This window comes from Winogradskyella sp. PE311 (assembly GCF_046545555.1).
Lineage (GTDB): Bacteria > Bacteroidota > Bacteroidia > Flavobacteriales > Flavobacteriaceae > Winogradskyella.
In genome coordinates this window covers 431,179-448,342 of record NZ_JBHZTH010000001.1, presented here as the reverse complement: position 1 = coordinate 448,342, position 17,164 = coordinate 431,179, and the positions used below count along the sequence as shown (strand labels likewise).

Here is a 17,164-nt window from a genome sequence, read left to right as displayed (position 1 = left end):
TATGATTGCTAAGCGAGATATAATAACGAAGATTCACTTAGTTATATCTGTTCTAATTGTTATTCCTATAGCTATTGTTTATGGTTTTAATACAAGTTCAGAGTTTGATATACAATTAAACACTATTGATGAGCATAATCAGTTTAAAGCCATAATGGGTTTATATCTTGGATTTTCAATGCTGTGGCTTTTGGGTGTTTTTAAGGTTAATTATTTAAAACCAGCATTAATTACGAACATGATTTTTATGTTGGGTTTAGGGTCAGGAAGACTATTGAGTTGGTTTATAGATGGCACACCAACATTTGGATATAAATTCGGCATTTTTGCCGAACTCTTTTTAGGACTTTATGGGCTTTGGGTGTTAAAATTAAGTAATCAAGGCACCGCAGACACCTAAACTAATAATAACATAAACAGCCGCAAGAATGAATAAAACCTTAGCTGCTTTTTTGTTTTTTTTAAGGACAGCGAAGCCGATGATGGCTAATAAGATTGCAGGACCAAACATTATAGCCGCAAAGAATAATACTAATCCATCTAAATTACCTACTTCTAAAATTTTCATATTTTTAGTTTAAAAACTAATAAATCCGCTGCATAAACCAAGGCTAATAATAGAATATACAGCTGCACTAATTAGAATAATTTTGCCACGTTTTTTATTTTTCTGAAACACTACTATTCCAATAATAAAAAGTATTACTGGTAGACAGATTGCCAAGAAGACCAATAGTAAGATATACCAGCCCATATCTGTACTATCAACGAGTAAATTAATCATACAATTTCGTTTTTAAGTTCTTCTAGTCTGGCTTTTTTATCATCGCGATAAAACAAGTTCATGGTTTCAAAAGGAATAATTTTATTGTCTTTATCTACAATATGAACACAAGACTTTTTAATGGCGCGCACATCAAAATTATAAGCGTCTATAAATTGCATAATAATGACTCTAAATAAATTATCATAACCTAAATTTGGAGCATCAATATGAGGTAGGCAGCACATTATAGATTTTAAGTTTTCTTCAGCAACCTCAACAGAATTTCCTGTACTAAATAATTCAATCATTTTATCCTGAAGTTGATCATCTTGCTCATAGATAATGGTGTTCTTACTATTATCTAATAAATCATTCGGATTTATATAGCGTGTCAAAGGAAAAACTTCATCATCCAATTTAAGCGCATAACCCATGACCAAAGCATCAGGATTACAAGGCACAGGCAACAAATCGTCGGGATTAAATATATCAGTCTGTTCCATGATTTTTCGTCGCACTTCTGTTAAAGTCATACGATCTGTTTCTGGATTAAAATTATCTAAACGGCCAGCGATTTGAGTTGGTTGTAAGGTTACACCTCTAACACACTTTTGTTTTAAAGCATAGTCTATAATTTTTCCTATTTCATTATCATTTAATCCCTTTTGAAGTGTTACCACTAGAGTTGTTGATAGGTTTAATTTATTTAGATTTTCTATTGCTTGTTTTCTTATTTCATTTAAATGTGCTCCACGTAATTCTTGTAAAACATCATTTTCAAAAGAATCAAATTGTAAGTAAATTTCAAAATCTGGAGCATATGTTTTTAATCGTTCTACAAACTCAAAATCTTTAGCAATTTTAATCCCATTAGTATTCAACATTAAATGTCTAATTGGAAGTGATTTTGCATAATCCATAATTTCCCAAAACTGAGGATGAATGGTTGGTTCTCCACCAGATATTTGAACGACATCTGGCTCTTTTTCATTCTTTACAATAGTATCGAGCATTGCTTTTACTTCATCTAAAGTACGATGTCTTCCATATGTTGGCGACGATCCAGCATAACATGTAGGACAAGTTAAATTGCAACGATCAGTAACCTCTACAACGGTTAAACAACTGTGTTGCTCATGGTCAGGGCATAAGCCGCAATCATAAGGACAGCCATAATGAGTTTTGGTATTAAATGTGTGTGGTGTCTCGCTTGGTTTGTTGTAGTTCCTTATGTTTTTGTAGTACTCAACATCGTCTGCAATAAGCACCTTTGAATTACCGTGCTCGTTACAACGCTTTAACATGTAAACGTTGTCATTTTCAAATACAATTTTGGCATCAACGCGTTTTAAACATTCAGGACATAAACTTAATGTGAAATCGTAATAGGTATAGTTTCTAACTGGCATTTTTTAGCTTTTGAATGGTGAAAGGGCTGTAATACAACCAACAAATTACACATAATAGTTGAATGGTGCTCAATCCGTTTACATAAAACACATTAGGTTTTAAGAATTCAATAAAAAAGCGAAATCCGAAATAAAGCAGCATAAATATCTTAAAAAGATCTCCGTTTTTTAAAGTTGAATTATTATGAATATGTTTCAAACTAAAGAACAATAGAATTAAAAAAATAAGTTCATATAACGAAGTTGGATGACGAAGCAAACCATCACCTAGGTCCATTCCAAAAACTGAAGTAGTTACTTTGCCGTAAGTGAATTCATTAATTCCAGACAAGAAACAACCAACACGACCAATAAAAATGCCTACGATAATTGGAAGTACAAACAAATCACCTGAGGATTGTTTTTCGCCTATAATTTTCTTTGCTAACTCAACACCAAGCAAACCACCAAATAAACCGCCCATTATAGTCTTTGTATTAAGCAACTGAAGCATGTTTTGTTGCGAAAATTCTACGAAAGGATTTTCTAGAATTCCAATCAATCGCGATCCGATTAATGCACCTAAGGCAGCACCTAAAATTATAGAGAGACGATTATTAGAGTTTATCGTGTCAGTATTTTTGCGCCTTAAAACAACATAATATCTAAAGGCTAAGAAAAAGGCTAAGTATTCTAAAATTAAATGAATGTTTATGTGGTAACCAAAAATTATGGGCTCAAAGGGAATTTGCAATTCTAAGGGTTATAGTTGTTAGAAAATATTGAAGATACAACATTACTTAAAAAGCTGTAATTTTGCTTCAAAATATTTGACTTGGTTAAAATAGGAGACATAGAATTATCAGATTTCCCATTGCTTTTAGCACCAATGGAAGATGTTAGCGATCCACCATTTAGAGCATTGTGTAAAGAACAAGGAGCAGATGTGGTTTACACTGAGTTTGTGAGTAGCGAAGGCCTAATTCGTAATGCTGCAAAAAGCGTTATGAAATTAGATATATATGAAAAAGAGCGACCAGTTGGTATTCAGATTTTTGGTGCTAATATGGAAAGCATGTTACAAACTATTGATATTGTTGAAAAGTCGAAACCAGATATTATTGATATTAATTTTGGTTGTCCTGTAAAGAAAGTTGTCTCTAAAGGGGCTGGCGCAGGAATTCTAAAAGATATCTGTTTAATGGAAAAGCTAACTGCAGAAATGGTAAAGCGTACTAACCTTCCTGTAACTGTAAAAACCAGACTAGGTTGGGACCACGATTCTATAAAAATTGTTGAGGTTGCAGAACGTTTACAGGATGTAGGTATAAAATCCATCGCGATTCATGGTAGAACGAGAGCACAAATGTATAAAGGTGATGCCGACTGGAAACCTATTGCTGCTGTTAAGAACAACCCACGCATGCACATACCAGTGTTTGGGAATGGTGATATTAATACACCAGAGCGTGCTGCAGAAATGAGAGATAGCTATGGCTTAGACGGAGCAATGATTGGCCGCGCAACTATAGGTAACCCATGGTTTTTTAAACAAGTAAAGCATTATTTTAAAACTGGAAAACATTTACCACCGATTTCAATGCAAGAGCGAGTTGAAGCAGCTAGGCGTCATTTACAAATGTCTATAGATTGGAAGGGTGAAGTTCTCGGTGTATTTGAAACGAGAAGACATTACACTAATTATTTTAAAGGTATTCCTCACTTTAAGGAATATAGAATGAAAATGGTTACAAGTGATGATTCTAAAGATGTATTTGCCGCTTTTGATGAGGTGTTAGAGAAGTTTTCTGATCATCAGTTTGTTTAAGTTTTACCGAATGAGTTGCTTTGTAATACGCTGAGAGGCAATTTTAGAAGCAATAATGCCAAGTGCGAAAATAGTTACTACAACTATTAATACATTTGTAAAATTCATTTTAACTGGGTAAGGTAAATCTGGTGTTAACATTACTAAATTAAAGTGTTGTTGAACAAGAACGACTAAAACACCAATAGTTACGCCTGCAATACCGCTAATAACAGTCATTAAACTACCTTGTAAGAAGAAAATGTATCTTATTGTTTTGGTTTCACTACCAAGATTAAACAATGTGTTTAGTGATTTCTTTTTATCTAAAATCATCATAATTATAGCGCCTATTACATTGAATAAAGCTATTATAATTACTAAGGTAAAGATGAGATAAATAGCTAAATTTTCAGTGTTAAGCATTTTAAATAAGGCATCGTTAAGCTCCTCTCTATTTTTAATTTCAAACCTGTTTTTAAATGTATTTTCTAGCTGAGTTCTAATATTAGATTCATCCACTTCAGAAATTAAATTTAATTCTAAAGCGCTTATTTGATAATCTTTATAGTTTAATAATTGTTTGGCTAGGCTAATATCAGCGTATATATATTCAGAATTAAGTTCTTCATTAATATCAAAAAGCCCCACGTTACTAACATAGGCAGCATTATAAATACTTTTTAAAGAGCTTGGCTGTCCTTTTCCGGGTTTAGGCACATATAATGAAAGAGGTTTAAGATAATCAAGAATACCAAAGGACAGATTGTTTGAAATTCCCCAGCCTGCTACAACCTCATTACTTCCGGAAGAAATCCAACGCCCCTTTGTAATCATCGAGTCTATGCTGGTCACACTTAGATAGTTTTCATCTACACCCTTAAGAGTGGCCAATAGACTTTTGTTTTCAGACTTAATAATAATACGTTCTTCAATTACTTTAGAGAATGAAGCAATACCATCTATTAAATTAAGTTTAGCTATATCATTTTCAGAAAAAAGAAATGATTTTCCTTCAATTGGCATGAGTTTTAAATCAGGATCTACTAAAGAAGAAAATTGAAGACTATAATCTTTAAGACCAGCAAATACGGAAAGTACAATAAATAGAGCCGATGATGCAATAATAACTCCACCAGAAGCTATGGCTGTCATTATATTTATAGCATTGTTACTGCTTTTAGAGAACAGGTATCGTTTTGCTATATATAATGGGAAATTCACTTAAGATTTTTTGCGCTTACCTAGTAAATCTGGGTTTTCAAGAGGATTATCTTCACCTTTAAGTGAACGTTCAATACCATCAATATATTCTAAAGAATCGTCTATAAAAAACTCTAGTTGAGGCATACGTCTCAATTGATGACGTGTACGCTGCGCAAGTTCATGTCTAATTAATGGCTTGTTCGACTTTATGCCTTCCAATAAAGGTTTAGCCTCTTTATTTGGAAAAATACTAAGATAAATCTTAGCCATTGATAAATCTGTAGTAACATTTACTTTACTTACTGAAATAATAATATTACGCAATCCACCATCAGAAGCCGCTTTTTGTAGTACCTCAGCTAAGTCTTGTTGAAGTATGCCACCTATCTTTTTCTGTCTTTGTGTAAATTCTTCCATTAATATTTTAAAAATTCATTTGGTATAACCATTTGCAAAAGTATAGGTTATTTAAGTATTATAGTATTTTTACACTACAAAATTGAGGCTACAATGAGAAAAATAGAGCATATTGGTATTGCTGTAAAAGATATAGAGCGATCTAATGATCTTTTTACGTCGTTATTTGGAAAAGAACATTATAAGATTGAAGATGTAGAAAGTGAAGGTGTTAAAACATCTTTTTTTAAATGTGGGCCAAATAAGATTGAGTTGCTTCAGGCCACAAACAAAGACAGTCCAATCGCAAAGTTTATAGAGAAGAAAGGTGAAGGAATCCATCATATTGCTTTTGCTGTTGATAATATTGAAAAAGAAATTAAGAGATTAACCAAAGAGGGTTTTCAGATGATTCATAAAGTTCCTAAGAAAGGCGCAGACAATAAATTAATTGCCTTTTTACATCCAAAATCTACAAATGGCGTCTTAGTTGAATTATGTCAAGAGATAGAGAGGTAAATTGAATTAAATTTCTTGTGGAGTATTAAAATATGTATTAATATTGCACACTCTTTAGTAATAAAGAGATTGGTATTAACCAATAGGTCCTATAGCTCAGTTGGTTAGAGCACCTGACTCATAATCAGGTGGTCCATGGTTCGAGTCCATGTGGGACCACAATTAACAATAAAGACTTTAGTTTAATCTAAGGTCTTTATTATTTTAATGAGAATCTCTAAATTGATATCGATTTTTATAACGTTTAGATACAGTTACAATTAACTTTCCTCTAGAGCTTGATTTAGTGCATTTCATCGATTTAATTTACCGTTAAAAGACGTTTTTGGTAGATATAATTTTGTAAGTTCAGTTTTTTTTATACTTTTGTGGCACCTTAATTAATAACATGCTCTTAAAAATATGATTGCCTCAATCAAGTGTTTTTTAATAAGCTTAACGGCTATGGCTCAAGGAGCTACGCCACCACCACCTACACCGCCACCGCCACCAGGACTTCCGATTGACGGAGGAATGATGGTTTTATTTGTAGTCGCTTTGGTTTTTGGTATTATTAAGACACATTCAATTTCTAAGAATAAAGCTATTTAATTGCGCAGATCGTTAAGTCTTTTCACATACTTTCCAATAACATCAAATTCTAAGTTTACAATATCGCCTATGTCTAGGTTTTTAAAAGTTGTATGATTGTAAGTGTATGGTATAATTGCTACCGAAAATCTAGATTGTTGAGAGTCTACAACGGTAAGACTAACACCATTTATTGTAATTGATCCTTTTTCAATTGTTATATTATTTAAGTTTGAGTCATATTCAAAAGTAAAGAACCAACTTCCATTTTCCTCTTTAACAGAGATACACTTTGCGGTCTGATCTACATGACCCTGCACAATATGTCCATCTAAACGGTCACCTAGTTTCATTGCGCGCTCTAGATTAACAGAATTATTCTTATCTAGAAAACCAAGATTTGTTTTATCTAAAGTCTCCTTAATTGCGGTGACTGTATAAAGATTCTGTTCAGTATCAATTACAGTAAGACAAACACCGTTGTGAGATACGCTCTGGTCAATTTTAAGTTCTTTTGTGATGTTAGATTTTATAGTAATATGAAGGTTTCCCCTGTCCATAACTAATTTTTCTATTTTTCCTATGTCTTCAATTATTCCGGTAAACATTGTATTTGTTTAATTTCAATTAGATTTGCAGCTGTAAAGTTAGCTACATAATAGACGCTAAAGCTAAATTTTAATAAAAAAATAGGATTGTAATAAAGATATGAAGAAAGAAAATAGAGTTGTTGTTGGAATTTCTATAGGCGACCTTAATGGCATTGGACCAGAGATTATTATAAAATGTTATGAAGATCCTAGGTCTTTAGAGCTTAGTACACCAGTTATTTTTGCTTCTGGTAAAACAATGCAATTTTTTAAAAACCATTTTAAAAGTAAGATTAATTTTTTCAATATCGATACTCCAAAAAAAATAGCTCATGGAAAAGTTAATGTAGTAGATGTTTGGCGAGAATCGGTTAAAATAGAGTTTGGAAAGGAAGACCGAAAAATCGGTGAATATGCCATAAAATCTTTAGAGGCTGCTACTAGTGCCCTTAAGCAAGATTTTATAGACGTCCTAGTTACTGCCCCTATAAATAAAAGTAATATTCAGTCAGATTCTTTTAATTTCCCGGGACATACAGATTATTTAGCCAAAGCCCTAAATGGTAAAAGCTTAATGTTTATGGTATCAGACAGTTTGCGTATCGGTCTTTTAACAGATCATGTTCCTTTAAAAGATGCGGCAAATCATATAACCGAGAATCTGGTAAAAGACAAAATTAACACTGTGCTAAAGTCTTTAAAACAAGATTTTGGTATAAGAAAACCTAAAGTAGCTGTATTAGCAATTAACCCACACGCAGGAGATAATGGAGTTATTGGTGATGAAGATGATACCATTTTAAAACCTTCTTTAGACAAAATAAAATCTCAAGGAGACTTGGTATATGGACCATATTCTGCAGATAGCTTTTTTGGCTCAAATAATTATAAAGGTTTTGACGCTATTATTGCATCATATCATGATCAGGGATTAATTCCATTTAAGACGATTGCTTTTGGACAAGGGGTAAATTTTACTGCAGGTTTAAATAAGGTAAGGACATCTCCGGATCACGGCACAGCCTATGAAATTGCAGGTCAGAATAAAGCAGATGAAAGTTCTTTTAAACAAGCAATACAAACAGCAATCAAAGTTTTTAGAAACAGAACTGAGTTTAATCATTACGGTAAAGATCCGTTAAGAAAGGCTTCAAAATAGATATCAACAAATTTTGTTGATATCTAAGGTTTAAATAAGTAAAAATTTATATATTTGCACGCTCAAAATGTGTGTGGTAATGAAGGCATTAAAAGAATTTACGATTCCGTTTGTTGGATTAAAAGAAGGAGAGCACCACTTTAATTTTGAAATTGATAATACGTTCTTTCATAATTTTGAGTTTGAAGAGTTTAACACAGTCAAATTAAAACTGGATCTAAAGCTTATAAAAAAAACGACTTTGTTAGAGTTGTATTTTATGACTTCTGGCTTTGTTAACGTTAATTGTGATATTACAAACGAGCCTTACGATCAGAAAATTGACGATCAATTTAAATTAGTTGTTAAGTTTGGTTCAGAGTATAATAATGATAATGAAGACATATTAATAATACCTCACGGTGAGTATGAAATTAATATAGCGCAATACATTTACGAACTGGTTGTACTGGCAGTTCCTGTTAAACGTGTTCATCCAGGTATTGAAGACGGTACGTTAAAGTCAGACATACTTTCAAAATTAGAAGAATTAAGTCCAGGTAAGGACAATAAAATAAAATCATCAGAGGATATAGATCCTCGTTGGAATAATTTAAAAAAACTATTAACGGATAAATAACATTTAAAATGGCACATCCAAAACGTAAGATATCAAAAACAAGAAGAGATAAAAGAAGAACGCACTATAAGGCTTCTGTACCTCAAATAGCTACTTGCCCTACTACTGGCGAGGCACATTTATACCATAGAGCACATTGGCACGAAGGTAAACTTTATTACAGAGGTCAAGTACTTATTGACAACTCTGTTGAAGAAGAAAATATAGCATAATTACTATGCAAGCATATAAGAAAACGCTCTCTACGAGCGTTTTTTTTGTTTTAATTTTCTCAATAAGGCAAAAACCACTTAATTTGCATAATTATTTGCCAAATAATGCTGAAAACTGCGCGAAATCAATTGATTTTGATCATTTTTCAATACTTTTAATTAACTAAAACCTAATAATGAGTAAAATCACAGCGGCAATTACAGCTGTCGGAGGCTATGTTCCAGACTTTGTTTTAACAAATAAAGTTTTAGAAACTATGGTTGAGACTAATGATGAGTGGATCACTACACGTACTGGGATTAAAGAACGAAGAATTCTAAAAGAAGAAGGTAAAGGAACCTCTTTTTTAGCTATAAAAGCAGCTAAAGACTTAATTGAGAAAACTAGCCTAGACCCAAAAACGATAGATTTAGTTGTAGTAGCTACTGCAACACCAGATATGAAAGCAGCTTCTACTGCGGCTTATACAGCAACTCAAATAGGTGCGACAAATGCATTTTCTTATGATTTAGAAGCGGCATGCTCTAGTTTTTTATTCGGTATGTCAACCGCTTCAGCTTATATCGAGTCTGGACGTTATAAAAAAATTCTATTAATTGGTGCAGATAAAAATTCATCTTTTATAAATTACAAAGACAGAGCAACTTGCATAATTTTTGGAGATGGAGCTGGCGCAGTATTATTTGAGCCAAATGAAGAAGGATTAGGTTTGCAAGACGAGTTGTTAAGGAGTAATGGCGAAGGGAGAGATTTTTTGCAAGCTACATATGGAGGGTCGTCATACCCGATAAATGATAAAACGTTCAATGAAGGTAAGCATTATATTTTCCAAGATGGTAAAACGGTATTTAAAAACGCAGTTTTTAATATGGCTGATGTTTCGGAACGCATATTAAAAAGGAATAATCTTACTAACGACGATATTGCGTGGTTAGCAGCTCACCAAGCTAATAAGAGAATTATAGATGCCACAGCAAATAGGATAAACTTAGAAGAAGAAAAAGTGATGATGAACATACAAAAGTATGGTAATACAACATCTGCAACTTTACCACTACTATTATATGATTATGAATCACAACTTAAAAAAGGTGATAAAATAATATTTGCCGCCTTTGGTGGCGGATTTACTTGGGGCTCAATTTATTTTAAGTGGGCTTATAATCCTAATTAAAAACTAACTAACAAAACAGCTAAATACTATGGATTTAAAAGAAATTCAGAACTTAATAAAATTTGTTGCCAAGTCTGGCGCGAGTGAAGTTAAGTTAGAAATGGATGATATTAAAATTACCATTAGAACAGGTTCAGAAAGCGATACCACAATCGTTCAGCAATTACCAATGCAGTCTGCTCCTGTTATTCAACAACAAGCTCCTGTAGCCTCTCCTCCTGTTGCTGAAGCACCAGCAGCACCAGCTAAAGAAAATGGGGACGATAAGTATATCACTATAAAATCACCAATTATAGGAACTTTTTATCGCAAACCATCACCAGACAAACCAGTTTTTGTAGAGGTAGGAACAGAAATTAAAGAAGGAGATGTGCTTTGCGTTATTGAGGCTATGAAATTATTCAATGAAATTGAATCTGAAATATCTGGCAAGATTGTAAAAGTTCTTGTAGATGATTCGTCTCCAGTAGAGTTCGATCAACCATTATTTTTGGTAGATCCATCATAACAGTTAAAAATTCCAATCCGCAAATCCCAAAACCCAATTGTTGGAATTTGGTGCTTGGAATTGAATTTTTAAAACAAAAGTTATGTTTAAAAAAATACTAATCGCCAATAGAGGTGAAATAGCATTGCGCGTTATTAGGACCTGTAAAGAAATGGGAATTAAAACCGTAGCAGTTTATTCTACTGCAGATGCTGATAGTCTGCATGTAAAATTTGCCGACGAGGCTGTATGCATAGGGCCAGCTCCTAGTAGTGAATCCTATTTAAAAATATCTAATATTATTGCTGCCGCTGAAATCACAAATGCAGACGGAATTCATCCAGGATATGGATTTTTATCCGAAAACGCTAAGTTTTCTAAGATATGTGAAGAGCATGGCATAAAATTCATTGGTGCATCTGAAGAGATGATTGACCGCATGGGAGATAAAGCTAATGCCAAGGCAACTATGAAGGCTGCCGGAGTTCCTTGCGTGCCAGGGAGTGAAGGTATTATTGAGGATTTTGAAGAATGTAAGAAACTAGCAAAAGACACAGGTTATCCTGTTATGTTAAAAGCTTCAGCTGGTGGAGGAGGAAAGGGAATGCGTGCGGTTTGGAAGGCAGAAGACCTACAAAATGCATGGGAGTCTGCTCGAGCGGAATCTAAAGCTGCTTTTGGGAATGATGATATGTACATGGAGAAGCTTATTGAAGAACCTCGCCATATTGAAATTCAAATTGTTGGTGATTCTAGAGGTAAGGCATGTCATTTATCAGAAAGAGATTGCTCTGTGCAAAGACGTCATCAAAAGTTAACAGAAGAAGTGCCATCTCCTTTTATGACCGATAAGTTGAGGGCTAAAATGGGGAAAGCCGCAGTTAAAGCTGCTGAGTACATTAAATATGAAGGAGCCGGAACTGTCGAGTTTTTGGTTGATAAGCATAGAAATTTCTATTTTATGGAGATGAATACGCGGATTCAAGTAGAACATCCAATAACGGAACAAGTTATAGATTTCGATTTAATTCGAGAACAAATTTTGGTTGCTGCAGGAGTTCCTATTTCTGGTAAAAACTATACGCCAAATTTACACTCTATTGAATGTAGAATAAATGCTGAAGATCCTTTCAATAATTTTAGACCTTCACCTGGTAAAATAACAACTTTACATGCTCCAGGAGGACATGGTGTACGTTTAGACACTCATGTTTATGCTGGCTATAGCATTCCGCCTAATTACGATTCAATGATTGCGAAGTTAATCACTACAGCTCAGACAAGAGAAGAGGCAATTAATAAAATGAAGCGTGCGCTAGACGAGTTTGTAATAGAAGGAATTAAAACAACGATTCCATTTCATAGACAATTAATGGATCACCCAGATTATTTGGCGGGTAATTATACCACCAAGTTTATGGAGGACTTTGTAATAAAAGAAGAAGAATAGAAAAAACGACCATTAATAATGGTCGTTTTTTGATTCTAACAATATTTTATGCTTCTTAATATTTAAAATCTAAAGAGTTGCTTTATCAGAGTTTTATGCGTGACTTTAACTTTTTTGTTAAGTCCTCATATAATTATACCTTTAGATTGTAAAAAATAAATCTATCGTTATGAAATGTCGTTATCAAAAACCAATCTATAGTTTGGTTTTAACCATTTGTTTTGTGCTAATTTCAAATGCACAGAAAAAGGAAAATATTTGGTCAATAGTTAACTCTAATGATGTAAAGGAAACTCATCTTATTTATAACAAGACCAAACCAAAAAACTCTGTTATTATTGAAATTAATACAGATAATCTTATCAGTCAATTAAGAAATATTCCTCAACGTAACTTATCTAATAAAAATCAAGGCGTAATTTTTAATTTGCCTAATCATTTAGGTGATTCAGAATCTTATTTAGTTCAAGAAGCTTCAGTTATGGAGCCACAATTACAGGCTCAATTCCCTAATATAAGATCATTTGTAGGTAAGGGAATAGATAACCCGACGGCTACTTTGCGTTTTAGTCTATCTCCTCAAAAAGGGTTTAGTGCAATGATTCTTTCTGATAATAAAACTGTTTTTATTGAGCCATATACCTCGGATTTAGAAACCTATATTGTTTTCATAAATTCGGAAGAAGATGCTGCACGAGAAAAGTTTATATGTGAAACCGAATATAATCCTGCAGATTTTAAAATTTCAGATGAAGATTTTAATGCCTTAAGAAATGCTAATGATGGTACACTCAGAACGTATCGTTTAGCATTAGCATGTACGGTTGAATATGCACAATTTCACGGTGGTACTAATGGCGGTGTAATGGCTGCAATGAATACAACAATGGCAAGGGTAAACGGTGTTTTTGAAAGAGATTTAGGCCTTACCATGGTTATAGTTGCTAATAATCAAAATATTATTTTTCTTGGCCCAAATGTGAATTCTGACCCTTACACAAACGGCAATGGCTTTACAATGCTTGGGGAAAATCAAACAACATGTGATAATATTATTGGAATAGGAAACTACGATATTGGGCATGTTTTTAGTACAGGTGGTGGTGGTGTTGCTGCATTACGTTCTCCATGCGGAAATGGTGTTAAAGCTCAAGGTGTAACAGGTTCTTCTGTGCCACAAGGGGATGCTTTTGATATAGACTTTGTTGCTCACGAAATGGGTCATCAATATGGTGGTAACCATACTCAAAACAATAATTGTCAAAGGTCCGGTGTTTCGGTTGAACCTGGTAGTGCTTCAACCATTATGGGTTATGCAGGTATTTGTGCACCTAACATTCAAAATAATAGTGATGATTATTTTCACGGTGAAAATATTAAAGAAATGTGGGCTAATATTTTTAATGGGCCAAGTAGTGTGTGTTTTGCTGGTAGTACAACAAATAATGTTGCGCCAATAGTAAATGCAGGGGCAAGTTTTAGCATACCAAGGTCAACAGCTTTTGTTTTAAGAGGCTCAGGAACTGATGCAGATACAGCAACAGGTTTAACATACTGTTGGGAGCAAACAGATACAACACCAGCAACAATGCCACCACAGTCGACTAATGCTGCTGGTCCAACTTTTAGGTCCTTAGATCCAACTGCTTTACCTGATAGATATATGCCACCATTAAGTACGGTCATGTCTGGCTCTTTAGCAACAACATGGCAAGTTGTACCTTCAGTTGCTAGAACTATGAATTTTTCGCTGACTGTTAGAGATAACGAAATGGGTGGTGGAGCTACAGGATCAGATGCAATGGTTGTGGATGTTCAAAGTGGCACACCATTTACCGTAAATACTCCACCAACGTGGGGACAAGGAACAAGTCAGCAAGTCTCTTGGGTAGTTGGGCAAACCAATGTAGCGCCAATTAGTTGTCAGAATGTAAATGTTTTATTTACTACGGATAACGGGGCGTCATTTACAACATTAGCTTCTAATGTACCAAATACTGGATCTGCAACAGTAACTGTTCCAAGTGTGAGTAATACGAATAATGCAAAAATTTTAGTAGAAGCAGCCGATAATATTTTTTATGCAGTATCTGATGCATTTTCAATTTCTAGCACACAAGATTTTAGTTTAAATTCAACAATAGGAGTTTTAACTGTTTGTAATGAAGATTCTGTAACGCTTGAGTTTAATTATTTAACATCAAATGGTTTTTCTGAAACTACAAATTTCACCGTATCCGGTGTACCCGGAAGCATTGGTACTAATATTACGCCATCTTCATTAAATTCGGATGGGACTGTGTCATTATCCTTGACAAACTTAAGCTCTGTGGCGAGTAATACATATACCATTACATTAGTAGGAACATCACCCTCAATAACTAAATCTGCACCTGTAGATTTAACGTTAACAGACAACGTATGTCCTTCTAACGGAAGTCTGCAATTTCAGACGAGGACAACAGGCGTTATTTTCAATACAATTAATAATCTTGATGCAGGTGCTAAAACATCTGCTTATAGCGATTTTACAGGAACATCAACTAATGTTGAAGCTGGTATGGATTATGATTTATCTGTTAGAGCAAATTCTGATGGTAATTTTCAAATTATAACAAGAGTTTGGATTGATTGGAACCAAAACTGTTCATTTAATGACGCAGGTGAAGAATATGACTTAGGAACTAGTGCAAATATTATTGATGAATTAACAGCCAATTCACCGCTCAGTATTACAGTGCCAACGGACGCAATAACGGGAACAACAACAATGCGTGTGAGTACAAAGTATACAGACCCAAATGCAAATCAATTCCCAACCTCTTGTGAAACAAATTTTGATGGTGAAGTCGAAGATTATTCTGTCAATGTGACAAATAACTTAAGTATAGATGATAACGAATTAGATAGCTTAGCAATTTATCCAAACCCTAATAACGGTGAATTTACGGTTCAGTTTAATCCTAAGTTTAGTGAAGATATTTTAATTCAGGTCTATGATATTAGAGGAAGATCTGTTTTTATTAAAACATTTAATACTACTGCTAGATTTGATGAAATGATTAGGCTCAATAAAGCACAATCAGGTGTGTATTTATTGCAAATTACTAACGGATTACAAAAAGTAACTAAACGTATTATAATAGATTAATAACTAAAATATGCCGTAAAAAGCTCCTAAATTTAGGAGTTTTTTTATGTTATGAATTTATCTTATTGGGAAATAAAAACATGGTTATCTAAGGTCGATTTTACTGTAATTGGTAGTGGTATCGTAGGGCTTAACTGTGCATTAAATTTAAAACAGCGATTTCCAAAAGCAAAAATTCTTGTTTTAGAAAAAGGAATCTTACCACAAGGAGCAAGTACTAAAAATGCAGGTTTTGCTTGTTTTGGGAGTCTAAGCGAAATTATTGATGACCTTAAAAGTCATTCTAAAGACGAGGTTTTAAAGCTTATTAAAAAACGAATAGAAGGGTTACAATTGCTTAGACAGACCTTAGGAGATGAAATCTTAGAGTATAAGAATTTAGGTGGATATGAACTGTTTTTGAATTCAGATCATACCCTTTATGAAACATGTATTAGCCGAGTTTCTAAAATTAATAAATTGCTATATCCACTATTTAATGCAGATGTGTTTTCTTTTATTCCGAATGATTTTGGATTCAAAACCATCAATCCTCAACTGTGTTTCAATCAGTTTGAAGGCCAAATAGACACTGGTAAAATGATGGATGCCTTATTAGAGAAAGCTTCGAAGTCTGGAATAAAAATTTTAAATAGTTGTGAGGTTAGTGTTATTGATGATAATGATCATTCTGTGAATCTAAAAGTAAATAATATAACTTTTAGCTCTAGTAAGGTTCTTATTTCAACAAATGGTTTTGCAAATCAACTAATAAAAGAAAAGGTTGTTCCTGCAAGGGCTCAGGTCTTAATCACTAAACCGATTGATGATTTACCAATTAAAGGGACATTTCATTTGGATAGAGGCTATTATTATTTTAGAAATATTGATAATAGAATTTTATTAGGAGGTGGGCGACATCTAGATTTTAAAGGAGAAGAAACTTTTGAATTTGGTGAAACAAAAACAATTCAAAATAAACTAGAAGAATTATTAAAAACAACCATAATTCCTAATACTCAATTTGAAATTGATCATAGATGGTCAGGCATTATGGGAATTGGTGGACAAAAAACATCAGTAGTTAAGCAATTAAGTAATAATGTATATTGTGGCGTGAGACTCGGTGGAATGGGTGTTGCTATAGGTAGTCTGGTTGGCAAAGAATTGGCAGATTTATTAAAATGAGGATAAAACAAAAATTATATGACCAATGCAAACAGCATTTAAATAACCGCTTAAAAGTCGTTCAATCAACTATTACGGATATTCAAAACAACCTTCAATCAGAAACAAAAAGTAGCGCTGGAGATAAACACGAAACAGGCAGGGCGATGCTACAACTAGAACGCGAAAAAACTGGACAGCAATTGGCTGAAATTCAAAAACAGTTTCAAATTTTAAACAAAATTAACCCAGAGACAAAACACAATGCTATTGCTCTAGGAAGTGTCGTATATACAACACAATTCAATTATTTTGTTGCCATAAGTGAAGGTGAATTAAAACTAGACAATGAAAAATTCTTCGCAATTTCTCCAATAACACCTATTGGTAAGTTGCTAATGGCAAAGAAGAAAAATGACATATTTAAGTTTAGAAACCAAAATATATCAATACTTGAGGTCATATAGAAAAAGGTTAAATCGCTTTTACTTGGTTTAAATGTAATGTAACTTCACAATTCTAA

At 33.5% G+C, this 17,164-nt stretch carries 20 protein-coding genes and 1 tRNA gene; 14 read left to right on the top strand and 7 right to left on the bottom strand.

Annotated features, from left to right (window positions below; genetic code table 11):
* The first annotated feature begins 1 nt into the window (after position 1).
* Complete coding sequence (locus ACFWU4_RS01930) at positions 2–400, top strand: DUF4345 domain-containing protein (protein WP_411124326.1); 399 nt, start codon at positions 2–4, stop codon at positions 398–400.
* Here ACFWU4_RS01930 and ACFWU4_RS01925 read toward each other — a convergent pair.
* From ACFWU4_RS01925 to ACFWU4_RS01910, 4 genes are read right to left on the bottom strand one after another with little or no spacing between them, the layout of a single operon-like run.
* Positions 371–568 carry a hypothetical protein gene (locus tag ACFWU4_RS01925; RefSeq protein ID WP_411124324.1) on the bottom strand — a complete coding sequence of 66 codons (198 nt, stop codon included), beginning with the start codon at positions 566–568 and terminating at the stop codon, positions 371–373. The two genes, ACFWU4_RS01930 and ACFWU4_RS01925, sit on opposite strands and share 30 nt — an antisense overlap.
* Positions 569–577: 9 nt before the next feature.
* Positions 578–784, bottom strand: coding sequence for a hypothetical protein (locus ACFWU4_RS01920; protein WP_411124322.1), 207 nt, complete (start codon positions 782–784; stop codon positions 578–580).
* Complete coding sequence (locus ACFWU4_RS01915; RefSeq protein WP_411124321.1) at positions 781–2,175, bottom strand: radical SAM protein; 1,395 nt, start codon at positions 2,173–2,175, stop codon at positions 781–783. The genes ACFWU4_RS01920 and ACFWU4_RS01915 overlap by 4 nt, the downstream gene beginning before the upstream one ends.
* Positions 2,165–2,908: a prolipoprotein diacylglyceryl transferase gene (locus ACFWU4_RS01910; protein WP_411124319.1), complete on the bottom strand. Its 744-nt coding sequence runs from the start codon at positions 2,906–2,908 to the stop codon at positions 2,165–2,167. Before ACFWU4_RS01910 ends, ACFWU4_RS01915 begins: the two co-directional genes overlap by 11 nt.
* A gap of 81 nt (positions 2,909–2,989) precedes the next feature.
* Here ACFWU4_RS01910 and dusB point away from each other — a divergent pair, with 81 nt between their 5' ends.
* Positions 2,990–3,982 (top strand): tRNA dihydrouridine synthase DusB, encoded by a 993-nt coding sequence (gene dusB, locus ACFWU4_RS01905; protein WP_411124317.1) that lies wholly within the window; start codon positions 2,990–2,992, stop codon positions 3,980–3,982.
* Positions 3,983–3,985: 3 nt separating this feature from the next.
* On the opposite strand, the gene ACFWU4_RS01900 is transcribed toward dusB, so the two are convergent.
* Together ACFWU4_RS01900 and rbfA are read right to left on the bottom strand one after the other, a co-directional pair.
* Positions 3,986–5,185 carry an ABC transporter permease gene (locus ACFWU4_RS01900; protein ID WP_411124315.1) on the bottom strand — a complete coding sequence of 400 codons (1,200 nt, stop codon included), beginning with the start codon at positions 5,183–5,185 and terminating at the stop codon, positions 3,986–3,988.
* Complete coding sequence (gene rbfA / locus ACFWU4_RS01895) at positions 5,186–5,584, bottom strand: 30S ribosome-binding factor RbfA (protein ID WP_411124313.1); 399 nt, start codon at positions 5,582–5,584, stop codon at positions 5,186–5,188. It abuts the gene before it with no gap.
* A 93-nt stretch (positions 5,585–5,677) separates the two neighbouring features.
* Here rbfA and mce point away from each other — a divergent pair, with 93 nt between their 5' ends.
* The 3 genes from mce (at position 5,678) to ACFWU4_RS01880 (ending at position 6,673) form a co-directional block, all read left to right on the top strand.
* Positions 5,678–6,082: a methylmalonyl-CoA epimerase gene (gene mce / locus ACFWU4_RS01890; protein ID WP_411124311.1), complete on the top strand. Its 405-nt coding sequence runs from the start codon at positions 5,678–5,680 to the stop codon at positions 6,080–6,082.
* Between the two features lie 85 nt (positions 6,083–6,167).
* Positions 6,168–6,241, top strand: a tRNA-Ile gene (locus tag ACFWU4_RS01885).
* 285 nt (positions 6,242–6,526) lie between these two features.
* Positions 6,527–6,673 (top strand): hypothetical protein, encoded by a 147-nt coding sequence (locus tag ACFWU4_RS01880; RefSeq protein ID WP_411124309.1) that lies wholly within the window; start codon positions 6,527–6,529, stop codon positions 6,671–6,673.
* On the opposite strand, the gene ACFWU4_RS01875 is transcribed toward ACFWU4_RS01880, so the two are convergent.
* A complete protein-coding gene (locus tag ACFWU4_RS01875; protein ID WP_411124307.1) occupies positions 6,670–7,260 on the bottom strand; it encodes a riboflavin synthase in 591 nt (196 codons plus the stop codon). The genes ACFWU4_RS01880 and ACFWU4_RS01875 overlap by 4 nt on opposite strands.
* 100 nt (positions 7,261–7,360) lie before the next feature.
* Here ACFWU4_RS01875 and pdxA point away from each other — a divergent pair, with 100 nt between their 5' ends.
* The 9 genes from pdxA (at position 7,361) to ACFWU4_RS01830 (ending at position 17,108) form a co-directional block, all read left to right on the top strand.
* The gene (gene pdxA / locus ACFWU4_RS01870; RefSeq protein WP_411124305.1) at positions 7,361–8,401 is read left to right on the top strand and encodes a 4-hydroxythreonine-4-phosphate dehydrogenase PdxA; all 1,041 of its coding nucleotides are present in this window, start codon (positions 7,361–7,363) and stop codon (positions 8,399–8,401) included.
* Between the two features lie 79 nt (positions 8,402–8,480).
* Complete coding sequence (locus tag ACFWU4_RS01865; protein ID WP_411124303.1) at positions 8,481–9,020, top strand: YceD family protein; 540 nt, start codon at positions 8,481–8,483, stop codon at positions 9,018–9,020.
* A gap of 8 nt (positions 9,021–9,028) precedes the next feature.
* On the top strand, positions 9,029–9,232 hold the full coding sequence (rpmF, locus tag ACFWU4_RS01860) for a 50S ribosomal protein L32 (RefSeq protein ID WP_411124301.1): 204 nt from the start codon (positions 9,029–9,031) through the stop codon (positions 9,230–9,232).
* Positions 9,233–9,408: 176 nt separating this feature from the next.
* The gene (locus ACFWU4_RS01855) at positions 9,409–10,407 is read left to right on the top strand and encodes a beta-ketoacyl-ACP synthase III (RefSeq protein WP_411124300.1); all 999 of its coding nucleotides are present in this window, start codon (positions 9,409–9,411) and stop codon (positions 10,405–10,407) included.
* Positions 10,408–10,435: 28 nt separating this feature from the next.
* Positions 10,436–10,915, top strand: a complete 480-nt coding sequence (gene accB / locus ACFWU4_RS01850) for an acetyl-CoA carboxylase biotin carboxyl carrier protein (protein WP_411124298.1) — start codon at positions 10,436–10,438, stop codon at positions 10,913–10,915.
* A gap of 82 nt (positions 10,916–10,997) precedes the next feature.
* Positions 10,998–12,344 carry an acetyl-CoA carboxylase biotin carboxylase subunit gene (gene accC / locus ACFWU4_RS01845; protein WP_411124296.1) on the top strand — a complete coding sequence of 449 codons (1,347 nt, stop codon included), beginning with the start codon at positions 10,998–11,000 and terminating at the stop codon, positions 12,342–12,344.
* A 169-nt stretch (positions 12,345–12,513) separates the two neighbouring features.
* Complete coding sequence (locus ACFWU4_RS01840) at positions 12,514–15,495, top strand: reprolysin-like metallopeptidase (protein ID WP_411124295.1); 2,982 nt, start codon at positions 12,514–12,516, stop codon at positions 15,493–15,495.
* A gap of 51 nt (positions 15,496–15,546) precedes the next feature.
* Positions 15,547–16,662 (top strand): NAD(P)/FAD-dependent oxidoreductase, encoded by a 1,116-nt coding sequence (locus ACFWU4_RS01835; protein ID WP_411124293.1) that lies wholly within the window; start codon positions 15,547–15,549, stop codon positions 16,660–16,662.
* Positions 16,659–17,108: a 3-oxoacyl-ACP synthase gene (locus tag ACFWU4_RS01830; RefSeq protein ID WP_411124291.1), complete on the top strand. Its 450-nt coding sequence runs from the start codon at positions 16,659–16,661 to the stop codon at positions 17,106–17,108. The genes ACFWU4_RS01835 and ACFWU4_RS01830 overlap by 4 nt, the downstream gene beginning before the upstream one ends.
* The last annotated feature ends 56 nt before the right edge of the window (positions 17,109–17,164 follow it).